Raw genomic sequence first — 12,534 nt, 5'->3', positions numbered from 1 at the left:
AAAATGTCGGACAATTGAACAGGCAAAGCCTGTCCTTGTCCGAAGCCAATTCATCTCCCACTTTCACTGGTGCTAAAAGCACCTTCACGTTTAGAAGTGAGAGACTTCTTGGCTGTAAAGTTAAAAATGAACTGCTCGTTAATCCTCCAATGACATTTCATTTATATATCCTTCTCTTGTGGAAAATTCCTTTCAACATCAGCTTGTTTGTTTACTCCCTCTTCGGCAAACTCTCTCCGTTTTTCACTTATTAAACATCATTCTTCTTTTCGATAAAGCTTATTCACAGCCATTCAATTCCTTCTGTTTGTTATCACATGATGTAACAGGTGATGACCGTAATTTTTTTCAAAAAAAATCCACATTCGACACATGACGGTCAAACATGGATTTGTTTCGATTAAAAAGCAACCTGCTTTAATCCGTTGTTCATTAAAGCTCCAATGGCTCCACTGAACTCACCATTTTCAAGGAAAAAAGGTTTCTTCCCACGGAGTTCGGTATATGTTCGAATAATTTCTTTTAATGTTTCATTGCCATCAAAGGTAGAACCAATATAGACAATGGCTTCCGTATTTAAACGCTCTGCTGCTTGCACACTCATCGTTGTAATCGTCTCTCCCACCATCCGTACCACCGCAGCAATATAATCTTCTTTCGAAAGAGTTGTGGATTTCATTTTCGCAACATTTCCGAAATTGCTAGCAGTTAAACTTCCGGAAATTGGAGGTACCTCATGGGAGTAAATATCATCCACCGTTATATTTAATGAGCGGCTATCCCCTTTTTTGCTTAATTCCAAAATGTTGTCATAGTTGTCTTCCCCTGTTAATAAATATGTTAAACCGAGTAACGTTCCGCCACCCATGCCACTGCCGCCGATACGCTCATAATAATCGCCTTCTACACAATGAATCGAGGTACCGGTCCCGACATTGGTAACCATAAACCGCGGGCTCGTTTCGGTGGTAAGATTGTTTTTTTCAAGTAACCACTTGACCCCTTCACAAGTCGCCTCAAACTCATTAATTTTTTTAGCAGGGAAAGAAAGTTTTTCAAGTAATGCCCCTGCCTTTCCCCCTGTAATGTGTAGCTGGGGATAAGAAAAACGAGCACGGATCCATTCAGTGATTTCATTAATGCGGACGGTTGGGATTTTCTTACATTCCCATCCGCTCTCCGTCTCGTATACAATCTTAGATAGAGTTCCGCCGGCATCAATGCCGACACTGTTTTTATTCATGCCTTGTAGTAACTCCTTTCATCTGCTACACGTGCTATCTATATAACACCGAACATAATTTGAACAATGTGTTAACTTTATTTTATAACATTTTACTACATTAATGATAGACTAGAATGAAAAAGGAAAAAATTTTTGTCATAAATGTTGCTAAGGTAGTGATAATCGTGGACATTATTTCGATACTTCTGAGCGTACTCTTCTTTGTGAACATTATTTTTGCCGGACTAATTATATTTATTGAGGAAAAAAAAGATGCCACATCTGCTTGGGCGTGGCTGATGGTACTTTTTTTTATTCCAGTGCTCGGATTTATTTTATATTTAATTCTCGGTCAAAATTTAAGTCGAAAACGATTGTTTGATTGGGAAGATTTAAAGAAAATCGGGATTGAAGATTTAATAAAAGAACAAAGTGAGGCGTTACGAAATGATGAATTTCATTTCACACGAGATGAAACAAAAGAATTTAGAGATTTAATTTACATGCAACTTGTAAATAACGGCGCTGTATTAACGGAAGACAATCATGTCGATATTTTTACCGATGGTCGAGAAAAATTCGAGCAATTGCTTGAAGATATCGAAAAGGCGACAGATCACATTCATCTGCAATATTATATTTTCCGTCACGATCATCTCGGTTCTCGGCTTATTTATGCCCTTACAAAAAAAGCAAAAGAAGGGTTGGATGTACGCATATTGTACGATGACATGGGATCAAGAAAGTTAACTAAAAACGTTTTTTTAAGTTTCAAAAAAGCTGGCGGGAAAGTCGGTGTTTTCTTCCCAAAAAGAATCCCATTTATTAACATGCGACTAAATTATCGCAATCACCGAAAACTTGTAATTATTGATGGGAAAATTGGATATATCGGTGGGTTTAATGTAGGGGACGAATATCTCGGTTTAAACCCGAAATTCGGTTATTGGCGGGATACTCATTTACGTATCGTAGGATCTGTCGTGAAAGCGATGCAAACCCGTTTTATTTTGGATTGGAACCAAGCATCGCAAACGCATTACATATCCTATCGAAAATCCTTATTCCCTGATATCGAATCACAAGGAGATACAAGTGCTCAAATTGTTTCCAGCGGTCCCGATTCCGAATGGGAACAAATTAAAAACGGCTATATCAAATTAATCACTTCTGCAAAAGAATCGGTCTATATTCAAACACCTTACTTTATCCCTGACCAAAGTTTAATGGACGCATTACGAATCGCCGCTTTATCAGGAAAAGATGTAAAAGTGATGATACCAAACAAACCGGACCACCCGTTTGTCTATTGGGCTACCTATGCCCATGCTGGTGAGCTGTTAAAAACAGGAGCACGCGTATTTATTTATGAAGCGGGTTTTATTCACGCAAAAATGATGGTCGTAGATGGTAAAGTATGTTCGGTAGGTACGGCGAATATTGACAACCGAAGTTTTAAATTAAACTTCGAAGTAAATGCTTTTATCTATGATAAACCAACATCTGAAAATCTCGTGAGCATTTTTAACCAAGATTTAATTCAATCCCAAGAGCTTACGTTAGAACGATACAACGAACGCTCGTTATGGATTAAATTTAAGGAATCTATTTCCCATTTACTTTCTCCTATTTTATAAAATAGGTTGTTGCTGTCTCGTCAGGTATTAAGTGACGTTTCCTTATGCGCTAATCGGCGTTATAAATGCTTCATAAAGTGGATGGAGGATAGATATTGTCTTGAATCGACGTCATAAGTACTTGATGGCGTTGCTTCGGTATCGTTGTTATTCTGAAACGAAGTCGTAGGCCCTTCATAGGAATCATTCGCAATAAATTTTCTTTTGGATTGGTGCCATGAACTTTTCATTGTGGTGCTTCGATGTCATTAAGAGTACATTTACCATTTCCACTTTGCTCATTTGAGATGGATACCACATTACAACAAAATGTCCCAAAAAGTCACTATGACATGACTTTTGGGACATTTCTTTTATCCACCAATATATTTTTGATACAACGATCGTGCTTTTTTCTTATCTGATTCCCCGTGGATAATCGTTCTTCCGTCTTGGAAAATGACGAAGCGTTTTCCTTCTAATTGAAGAACGAGGAGAAAATGATTTTCTTGTTGGACGTGTTCTTTATATCTTGACTTTAATTCATCAAAAGAAATGTATTGTTGTTTGGCTGGACGAACTTGCACTGCATCCCGCCCGCATAACACTTCCATACGAGAACGATTTTCGTACGTTAAATACGGATACGTCGCATTTTCTCCACAAGAAGGACAGTCTTTTCTCTTTAACTTATCCACGCGAATGGATGAAAATTCATTTTGCCACAAGTCAAAGGATAACAATGTCCCCCGCAGAGATTCTTTGTTTTCTGTAAGCAATTTGAGTGCTTCAACAGCTTGATAACTGCTTACCATTTGGACAGTTGGGGCAATGATGCCGGCAGTGTCACACGTTTCACCGTCCAAGGGAATCGTTTCCATTAAGCAATGGAGACAAGGAGTTTCTCCTGGTAAGACGGTATAAGTAATACCATAACTCCCAACACAAGCACCATGTATCCAAGGGATACGATGCTTTTGAGAAAAATCGTTAATCAACATACGGGTATCAAAGTTATCTAATGCGTCGATAATTAAATCAGCTGGAAGAGTTGCTTCCAACGTTGCTACGTCCGCTTCTCCGACAATGGCATGAACAATCGGTTCACTATTGATCTTTTGTAGCTTTTCTTTCGCAGCCTCTGCTTTTGGCATTTTGTTTTCGGCATCTCTTTCGGTATAAAGCACTTGTCGATGTAAGTTGCTGTACTCGACAAAGTCACGGTCGACAATCGTGACCCGTCCGACTCCAGCTCTTACAAGGGTTTCTGCTGCTGCACTTCCTAATGCTCCCGCCCCAATAATAACAACATGTTTTGTAGAAAGCAGTTTCTGTCCTGTTTTACCAATTCCATAAAAAAGATGCTGGCGAGAATATCGGTCATCCATCACACTCTGCTCAACCCTTCTGTTGGACTGCTCGCGGAGGCATAAAATTTCTTTTCGATTCTGCCTGCTTCGTAACCTAAGCGGCCTGCTTCCACTGCATATTTCATCGCTGCTGCCATTTTTTCTGGATCTTTTGCGTCAGAGACAGCGGTGTTGAGTAAAATTCCATCCGCCCCTAATTCCATCGCATAAGCAGCATCTTTCGGACTGCCAATGCCAGCATCGACAATAACCGGCACGTCACTTTGTTCAATAATGTGTTGGAGATTGTAAGGATTAATAATGCCTAAACCGGTTCCAATCGGAGCGGCACCAGGCATCACCGCATGAACACCGAGCTCGCGCAGACGCCTTGCAAGGACGACATCATCCGACGTATAAGCAAGGACGGTAAACCCTTCTTCAAGTAACATTTCTGAAGCTCGTAATGTTTCAATTGGATCCGGAAGAAGGGTCTTATCACAACCGATGACTTCCACTTTTACCATGTCACACATATCAGCAGCTTTTGCCATTTTTGCAATTCTTACCGCTTCTTCTGCTGTTTTTGCCCCGGCGGTATTCGGCAATAGTTTAAATTTACTGACATCGGTACTTTCAAAAGGATCTGGCTTCGTTTCATCGAAAATGTTCATTCTCCGAACTGCAAAGGTAAGCACTTCCGTTTCCGAAGCAGCAATGGCTTTGTTTTGTGTTTCCGCACTATCGTATTTTCCCGTCCCGAGAAAAAGACGGGATCGAAATGTATATGGACCAATTTTTAACATATATTAACCTCCTCCGACGAAATGAACGATCTCTATGCGATCGCCCTCTTCAATCGCTTCATTTTTGTGCTCGTCTTTCGTTAAAATGTTACCATTTCTTTCAACAACTGCTTTCTTCTCTCCAATCTTCAAGTGTTCAAGCAGCTGTTGAATGGTCGTGACGTCATTCGGAATCATTTTATCTATCCCGTTTATAACGACTTTCATGGAGACATTCCTCCTTCCTTAGTAATGCAGAACGATACGCTTTCACAACTGCGACAGGATCATCCGCTTGATACACAGTGGACATCACAGCAACTCCACTTGCACCATGTTCGAGGCATTCATGCACACGTTCGGGCGTAATGCCTCCAATTGCAATCACTGGTATAGATACAGTTTGCGTCACTGAATGCAATGGATGGAGTCCTCGAGGTGCAAGGCCCGGCTTACTAGTTGTTTCATAAATATGCCCAAAAAAGAGATAGTCTGCTCCTTCCTGTTCTTTCACGATTGCCATTTCTTCACTATGTACTGAGCTTCCCTTCAGTAGATTCATTGATGGATAGTTTCTAAAAGAAACGAGTTCCGGAAAATGAACACCGCCTAGTCCAAATCTCTTTGCCAAGTCCGGTTGATTATTAACGATCATTTTATTTCGCGGAATTTTACTATTTACTAGCTCTTTTATAAGCTGTTCAATTTCGGACACTGACCACTGTTTTTTACGAATATGAAGAAAATCAACATAGGGATGAATAAGTGAGTTCACATATGCAATCTTTTCTATCGGATCTTTTTCCGTTGACACTACATGTAGCGAATACTTCATTGAATCTGTTCATCCCTTCTTTACTGACTAACACGATCGATTGGATTCAGTACACATGATGTCTGTGAAGGAAAACCTATCCCATCTTCTGCTAACCTACTCGTGTAAAAAAGCCGTTCCCGAAAAGTGGGAACGACTTGTCCTTGTTGTCACATCGCTCCACATTCCCTCCGCTGGTATCAACCAGATCAGGTTCTAAGGGATCAGAGAGTTTTTCTCTGTCTCAGTCCGCAGACACCCCCAGTGGCTTGCTTTATTCATCTGTACGTAAAATTTTAGATGAGAGATATCTTCTTGTCAATCAATCAACACTCATTCAACTGGTACCAGCTATCTTTCAATGAAATAATCTTCAAATCCTGCCACTCCATCTCTAATAGAAACCCCTTCAGGAAACTCCACAACTAATTCGCAAATTACCCAGACATCCCCAATGGTTTTTTGCTAATCTAGTAGGATACATGAAGAATAATAATTTTTTCACCATTTATTCTTCAGTAGCGCTTTTCGCCCAGTTTTATGAATAGCGAGAATGTTTGATGGGTACAAAAGGTGGTCATCCCCCAAGAATCGTTAATAATAACCATAGTGACGGGACGCTCATGATCGTTGTTACGAGTGTAATGCTTGAAACAATATCGGGGCTCGCATCAAATTCCACTGAAATCATAGCAATGGTTGCAGCTGTCGGCATGGATGCGGACACAATCATCACGGTACTTAACGTAGGATTCGGTTGTAATAGCAACGTGATCGCATAGGCGATGATCGGAGAAAATCCTAACCGCATGACTGTTCCGATACTAATTGTTTTCCATTCTAACGAATGTAGCGAAATATTCGCCAATTGCATCCCTAGCACAATCATGACAACCGGAATGGCCGCATCCGCTAGCAAGTGAATCGCATCAAAATAAGTATCTTTGATCGAAATATTTAACCATTGGAAAATGACGCCAATGAGTAATGCATGAAACACAGGCATCTTTAAAACGACGCGCAACGCATCCGCTGCGGTAAGGTTACTGCGATTCGCTAAATAGACACCCGCCGTACTCATCAAAAGCGATTGCACGACCATAAAAATAATCGCATAAGCAAACGCCACTTCTCCAAAGGCAAACAAAATGAGTGGTGCTCCGTAATTGCCTGAATTCATAAATGTTGTTGCTAACGTCATGCCACTTTCCTTTTTACGATTCCATTGAAACATACGGGCCAACAGTTTATTTAAAATTAAAAAAGCAATTAAAAATAATACGCAAAATAAGACAATATTGATCAAATCTGCATTTATTTCTGTCGTATAAAACGTACGAAAAACAAGCGTCGGCGTTAAAACGTAAAGGGCGACCGCCGATACGGATCGGACATCGAGTACTTGTTTTTTCTCTAACCAAAATCCAACAAGAAAAATGAGCACAATCGGAATGAGAACATCTATTAGAACGAGCACGAAATCCCTCCTTCACGATTGACTTTATCATTTGTCAAGAAAACAAGTGCAAGTCATTCTTTTTCTCTTCTTCCTACCTTTTCTTCCGCATATAATAAACAAGCAGTCTCAGGAGGTATGGGAAATGAACGTGCTTAAAAAACATGGGAAAAAGGTCATTTTCTTATGTCTTTTTTTCATTAATGTGGTCGTATGTTTCGCTTTCATCTACTTACTGTTAGAAGTAACGGAACAAGGTTTTATCGTTGATCCTAATTATCAACAAGAAGAGGTAACAGTCATGCGGGTACTTTGGAAAATGATTTATTTCAGCACAATTACGATGGCTGCTGTTGGTTACGGGGACCTTACGCCAGTTGGTTTTGCACGATTAATCGCCAATCTCCAAGCGATGATTGGTTACCTGTTCCCGTTGTTGATTTTCTTTCTATTCACGACAAAAACAGAAGAGTAGTATGAAAAAAAGCCGGGAACTATACCCGACTTTTTTCAATGGTTCAGCTATGTAAGTCTTTTACAAGAAAGCAAAAATCAATCATTAGCTAAAACCCATGACGAGGACTAAAACGATTAATATAATACAAATCACCCAAAATACACCAGTGGCTTGTCCTCTTTTTTGGCGACCGATTAACATTTCCATCACCGCAATCAAAAGAATTGCCAAAATTCCTTTGACAATATAATGGGCTGGAAACTGTAAACTGACTAATAAGCCGATACCACTAATCACCATAATGACAGAGACGAGTCTTTGTAGCATAAGAGTAATTTTTTGATTTCGTAAAAAATAACTTAAAAAGAAGAAAAGTAAAAGAAAAAACCACGAACTAGAATGAATCATTTTAAAAGTTTCGTACATGTTCTTCTCCTTTCCAAAAGAAATTAAAGTTACTTTCTTTAGTGTAAAGCAAACAGAAGAAAAAAACATCCCTGAAGGCGATGAAACAATGAAAAATGAGTGACCACTTCTTCATGATTCTGTGCGTAACTATGACCAACATGTGCGTTCCAACAGTGACTCTGTTATATTCGAAAATGAATTAGAAATATACATAGAATCATAACGCCTCCTATTTACACAAATGATATACTTATATAAGGAATGTATATATTTTGGAGGGACTTTTGCATGAGTGAGCTGAAAGAAAAAGGCTTTGAATATTATCACTTAGGGAAGATATTTCAGTATGAAGGATTAGAAGAGGATTTACAAGAACTACAAAGAGCTTTCCTCGATCTTCCCCCGGATGAATACGCCCCTCACCTGCATCGTTATCGTCGCTATGCGCGTGCCGTGATTATGCCAAAGTCTTATCATATTGAATGGCTGCCGGAAACAGTAATAGATGGCAAACCATACTATGAATATTTTCAAGGGAGTTTTAACCCTGAATATAAAGATGAATATCGTCGTTTTCCGTCTTTGTCAAAAGATGTGATGAATAACCGTTTATTAAAAGAAATTTTACTATTTGACTTTAAACAAACATTTTGGACGAAAGAAGATGCGCTCATGCCGATTCACGCAGGCGTCCATTTCGTAAAGCTATACGTAGAAAACGAAGAAGATGTGGCTGTCTCTTCGCCTGCTAATCTCCATCAAGACGGAGAACCTTTTACATTCGCACATTTAATTAAACGTCGGAATGTCAAGGGCGGAATGAACGCCATCGGCACTCCAGCTGTCCGGGGGAAAATGCCGGAAGAGGTGGCGAAAGAAGAAATGATGACCACCTTTTACTTAACAGAGCCATTAGAGTCCTATGGTGTATATGATCCGCTTGTGACTCATTACGTCGGCTCGGTGACAAAAGGAGAAGAAAAAGGAAGCGGAGAGCGTTCGATGATTTTAATCGATTTCCAACCAACCGTCATCGCAGACCCAGACGCCATTCGCAGCATGCTAGGAAATACGGAAGACATGATACATGCTTAAATCATTGCATCTTTTTTGCATAAATCGTAAAATAGGGAAGTATCGGTTGCGACGTAATAAGAAGTAGCGGCTCGAGTAGCTTGTTAGAGGAGGGCTTTTGGTTGGAAAATAGTAAAGACGAAAAATTATTTGATAAAGATGAACTCGTCCGTCATCAAACGAAAGAATGCCGAGTCATCGCAGAATATGAGCGTACAATTTGCATCGAATATATAGATTATCCTTTTCCAGAAGAAGAGGAAGAGTACCCTCACCCGCGTGTCATCGTGAGAAAAGATGAAGTAGAGAGACTTTCATCTTAGGCATGAATAAAATGGAGCTGTCCAAAAAGTCAGGATTGGTGACTTTTTGGACATTTTTTTGTGACCCCTTCATCAAAAATTGCTTGTGGAAGCAAGCCATGGATCGCTCATGCCACCGTTTCATTCAAAAATAGTTTGTGGAAACAAGCGATGAATGGATCATGGCACCGTTTCAGCGCTAAATGATTGTTGAAAGGAATTTTTGTATCAAGAAGAAACCGTGCTCTTTCTTTCTGCCCACTTTCTCGTCTCTTTCGCTTCTCTTCTCGTTGTAAGCAATACACCAGCGATAACAACAACCGCTCCTACAATTTGCGCGAATCCAATGGACTCACCAAGCAGCAATACCGCACCGATCATTGTGAATACTGGAATAAAATTTAAGAAAATAGAAGCTTGCGATGGTCCGACTGCTTCTACTCCTTTGTTCCACAAAATGAGTGCAATGACACTTGGAAAAATCCCTAAATGAATAAGACCGAGCATGTGCTCTGTTTCAAACACCGGCGGAAAACCTCCAGTGATCCATTCTATTAATGCAATGGGAAACAAAGCAATATTGGCGATGATAAGCATGACAAGCAAGCTTCCGTACACTGGAAATTTGTGCATATGAAATTTTACTAAGATGGAGTAAAGAACCCAAGTGATAATCGCGCCAATCATAATGATATCTCCAATGTTAAAGGCCAGATTTCGAATCACTTGCCACGAACCTTCTGTAATGACCCACAACGCTCCTACTACAGATAGAATCACTCCGAGCCACTGCACACCGTACAATCTTTCTTTTAAAAATAACATGCTAAAAACGATCGTCACAACCGGAATCGCTGCTTCCATAATGGATACGTTTGTTGCGGACGTAAATTGGAGCGCCGCATAAATGAACGTATTAAAAAAAGCAACCCCTGTTAAAGCGAGAGCAAGAAGCGGCTTCCACTCCTTCTTAAATACGTCACGATGTTGCATCGCCTGCTTCCATCCAATTGGTAGCATAATAAGGAAAGCAGTAAAGACACGAAAAAAAGCAATGGTATAGGGAGGTAATTCATTGATCGCCTTTCCAACTAAAATATTGCTGGCATAAATTAAAGCAGTGATCACTAAAAAGATATAAGCTTTCATCATTATCCTTCTCCTACTCTATTCGTCTCTATTGTATCGTTTATAGAGAAAAAGAGTAAGGGAAGACACTTCCTTTTCATAAGCGATTTTTTATTTGCCGAACGACCTCTTGACCGATCGGAATCGCGCTCGTTGCCGCTGGTGATGGTGCATTGATGACGTGAACACTCTTATTGCCGCCAATGATATAAAAGTCATCCATTAATTTGCCATCCCTCGTTAATGCCTGGGCTCGCACTCCCGCCGGAGCTTTCTCTACATCTTCTTCCGTTACTGCTGGAATAAGTTCTTGCAAGCGACGGACAAACGCGCGTTTACTAACGGAACGATACATCTCATCCGCTCCTTCTTTTATGTAGCGAGATGCAAGTTTCCAAAAGCCTGGGAAACGTAAAGTTTCGCTCCATTCCGCTGCATCCCAATCCGTTAACTGATACCCTTCTCTTCTGAAACTGAGGACAGCATTTGGTCCTGCTTCAACAGAACCGTCCATCATGCGAGTGAAATGGACACCGAGAAAAGGAAAGTGGAGATTCGGAACGGGGTAAATAAGATCTTTGACGTAATGTTTCTTTTCTTCTTTTAATTTGTAATACTCACCTCGAAACGGTATGATTTGCACATCAAGAAGATACCCTGCCATGTTTGCAACCTTATCGCTATACAGACCGGCACAATTAATTAACATCTTGCTTTTTACTGTCTGTTGATTCGTTTCAATCGTCATACCATCATGTCGCTCATCAATATGTACCACTTCCTCGTCAAAATAACAGTCGACTCCTTTTTTCATCGCAATTGAAAGAAAAGTCCGGCTCACTTCTTTATAATCGACAATTCCGGCACTTTCTACTTCAATCGCTTTTATTCCTCTTACATAGGGCTCTCTTTCCTGTAATTCTTCTTGATTTAACAACCGGATCGGTAAACGGTTTTGTCGTCCTCTTTCATACAATTGCTTTAGTGCAGGTAATTCTTTTTCATTCGTTGCCACAATGACTTTCCCGCATTGTTCGTAAGGAACGCCGTTTTGGTGACAAAACTCTACCATGGAACGATTTCCTTCTCTCGCAAACCGTGCTTTGAAACTTCCAGGACGATAATAAATCCCCGAATGAATAACGCCGCTATTATGTCCGGTTTGATGCCTTGCTACCTCCGCTTCTTTTTCTATGAGAGCGATTTTCGCATGAGGAAAGGCTTCTTGTAATGCTACGAGAGAGGCTAAGCCAACAATTCCTCCTCCGATAATCGTATAATCGTACAACCATCTCTCTCCCTTCTTTTTTCTTTTATCATAACAAAATAAAGCTCGTTTCAAAGAAACATTTCTTTAAAAACGAGCTCTCACATAAATTAATTCTTTAATAGTTGTCGGTATTCATCACTTTTTTCCAACTGCTTTTGCGCGTAACTACAGCTGGAGCTTATTCTTTTATTTTCACTTTGCGCTTTTTCTACCACTTTTTTCACCAGTTCTTTGCCGACCCCTCGACCACCTAAATCTTCATGGACAAACGTGTGTTCAATGAACAGGTCTCCGTCTTGATCTTCCTGAAAAATAATTTCCGCTTTTCGCTCCCCATTTTCCTCCATGAAAAAAGATTCCGAATCTTGTTGGATACGATACACAAGCACTCCTCCTTTATATACTGTCTTCTCCTTCACATTTCCCTTCTCTTCATTTATCAAACCTTGATGTTATTCTTCTATTTGGCGAACAGCCATCGTACACCTGGAAATAGAGATAAGTTTTTCCGTTGCCAAAACTTTATAAAACTCTAAAGTTTTGTTTATTTCCTGCTTCAACGTGTCCGATTTTGCCGAAGCTACTCTCGTTTGGTATAACACTCCACAGGCGTTAATTCGGGTACAACGAACCCTACATATCAATATGTT

General features: G+C 40.1%; 17 protein-coding genes and 1 riboswitch. Of the genes, 6 read left to right on the top strand and 11 right to left on the bottom strand.

Going from position 1 to position 12,534, the window contains the following annotated elements; translation table 11 throughout:
- A partial coding sequence (locus tag GJS40_RS09445; protein ID WP_270897634.1) for a hypothetical protein occupies positions 1–254 on the top strand: 254 nt, incomplete at its 5' end.
- A 146-nt stretch (positions 255–400) separates the two neighbouring features.
- Here the strand turns inward: GJS40_RS09445 and coaW are convergent.
- Positions 401–1,243, bottom strand: a complete 843-nt coding sequence (gene coaW / locus GJS40_RS09440) for a type II pantothenate kinase (protein ID WP_270897633.1) — start codon at positions 1,241–1,243, stop codon at positions 401–403.
- A 116-nt stretch (positions 1,244–1,359) separates the two neighbouring features.
- On the opposite strand from coaW, the gene cls reads away from it, so the two are divergent.
- A complete protein-coding gene (cls, locus tag GJS40_RS09435) occupies positions 1,360–2,862 on the top strand; it encodes a cardiolipin synthase (RefSeq protein ID WP_377902105.1) in 1,503 nt (500 codons plus the stop codon).
- A 353-nt stretch (positions 2,863–3,215) separates the two neighbouring features.
- Here cls and GJS40_RS09430 read toward each other — a convergent pair whose 3' ends face one another.
- From GJS40_RS09430 to GJS40_RS09410, 5 genes are all read right to left on the bottom strand, one after another.
- The gene (locus GJS40_RS09430; protein ID WP_270897631.1) at positions 3,216–4,229 is read right to left on the bottom strand and encodes a ThiF family adenylyltransferase; all 1,014 of its coding nucleotides are present in this window, start codon (positions 4,227–4,229) and stop codon (positions 3,216–3,218) included.
- The gene (locus tag GJS40_RS09425; RefSeq protein ID WP_270897630.1) at positions 4,229–4,996 is read right to left on the bottom strand and encodes a thiazole synthase; all 768 of its coding nucleotides are present in this window, start codon (positions 4,994–4,996) and stop codon (positions 4,229–4,231) included. The genes GJS40_RS09430 and GJS40_RS09425 overlap by 1 nt, the downstream gene beginning before the upstream one ends.
- Positions 4,997–4,999: 3 nt before the next feature.
- A complete protein-coding gene (gene thiS, locus GJS40_RS09420; RefSeq protein ID WP_270897629.1) occupies positions 5,000–5,203 on the bottom strand; it encodes a sulfur carrier protein ThiS in 204 nt (67 codons plus the stop codon).
- Complete coding sequence (locus GJS40_RS09415) at positions 5,175–5,810, bottom strand: DUF561 domain-containing protein (protein ID WP_270897628.1); 636 nt, start codon at positions 5,808–5,810, stop codon at positions 5,175–5,177. Before GJS40_RS09415 ends, thiS begins: the two co-directional genes overlap by 29 nt.
- Before the next feature lie 147 nt (positions 5,811–5,957).
- Positions 5,958–6,062: riboswitch (TPP riboswitch) on the bottom strand.
- Positions 6,063–6,366: 304 nt separating this feature from the next.
- Entirely contained in the window at positions 6,367–7,266 is a 900-nt protein-coding gene (locus GJS40_RS09410) for an AEC family transporter (RefSeq protein WP_270897627.1), read from the bottom strand.
- 124 nt (positions 7,267–7,390) lie between these two features.
- On the opposite strand from GJS40_RS09410, the gene GJS40_RS09405 reads away from it, so the two are divergent.
- Positions 7,391–7,720: an ion channel gene (locus GJS40_RS09405; RefSeq protein WP_270897626.1), complete on the top strand. Its 330-nt coding sequence runs from the start codon at positions 7,391–7,393 to the stop codon at positions 7,718–7,720.
- Positions 7,721–7,804: 84 nt separating this feature from the next.
- On the opposite strand, the gene GJS40_RS09400 is transcribed toward GJS40_RS09405, so the two are convergent.
- Positions 7,805–8,128 carry a DUF1516 family protein gene (locus tag GJS40_RS09400; RefSeq protein WP_270897625.1) on the bottom strand — a complete coding sequence of 108 codons (324 nt, stop codon included), beginning with the start codon at positions 8,126–8,128 and terminating at the stop codon, positions 7,805–7,807.
- A gap of 270 nt (positions 8,129–8,398) precedes the next feature.
- Here GJS40_RS09400 and GJS40_RS09395 point away from each other — a divergent pair, with 270 nt between their 5' ends.
- The 3 genes from GJS40_RS09395 (at position 8,399) to GJS40_RS09385 (ending at position 9,693) form a co-directional block, all read left to right on the top strand.
- Positions 8,399–9,205, top strand: a complete 807-nt coding sequence (locus GJS40_RS09395; RefSeq protein WP_270897624.1) for a 2OG-Fe dioxygenase family protein — start codon at positions 8,399–8,401, stop codon at positions 9,203–9,205.
- 101 nt (positions 9,206–9,306) lie between these two features.
- Entirely contained in the window at positions 9,307–9,507 is a 201-nt protein-coding gene (locus tag GJS40_RS09390) for a hypothetical protein (protein WP_270897623.1), read from the top strand.
- Positions 9,508–9,567: 60 nt separating this feature from the next.
- Positions 9,568–9,693 (top strand): hypothetical protein, encoded by a 126-nt coding sequence (locus tag GJS40_RS09385; protein WP_270897622.1) that lies wholly within the window; start codon positions 9,568–9,570, stop codon positions 9,691–9,693.
- A 21-nt stretch (positions 9,694–9,714) separates the two neighbouring features.
- On the opposite strand, the gene GJS40_RS09380 is transcribed toward GJS40_RS09385, so the two are convergent.
- The 4 genes from GJS40_RS09380 to GJS40_RS09365 form a co-directional block, all read right to left on the bottom strand.
- The gene (locus GJS40_RS09380) at positions 9,715–10,635 is read right to left on the bottom strand and encodes a DMT family transporter (protein ID WP_270897621.1); all 921 of its coding nucleotides are present in this window, start codon (positions 10,633–10,635) and stop codon (positions 9,715–9,717) included.
- Between the two features lie 76 nt (positions 10,636–10,711).
- A complete protein-coding gene (gene lhgO, locus GJS40_RS09375; protein ID WP_270897620.1) occupies positions 10,712–11,902 on the bottom strand; it encodes an L-2-hydroxyglutarate oxidase in 1,191 nt (396 codons plus the stop codon).
- An 89-nt stretch (positions 11,903–11,991) separates the two neighbouring features.
- Positions 11,992–12,267 (bottom strand): GNAT family N-acetyltransferase, encoded by a 276-nt coding sequence (locus GJS40_RS09370; protein ID WP_270897619.1) that lies wholly within the window; start codon positions 12,265–12,267, stop codon positions 11,992–11,994.
- Positions 12,268–12,336: 69 nt separating this feature from the next.
- The coding region (locus GJS40_RS09365) for a hypothetical protein (RefSeq protein WP_270897618.1) at positions 12,337–12,534 on the bottom strand (198 nt) is incomplete at its 5' end.

Origin of the sequence: Aliibacillus thermotolerans, assembly GCF_027853235.1 — a bacterium.
Classification (GTDB): Bacteria; Bacillota; Bacilli; order Bacillales; family Marinococcaceae; genus Aliibacillus; species Aliibacillus thermotolerans.
This window is presented reverse-complemented; position numbering and strand designations above follow the sequence as displayed.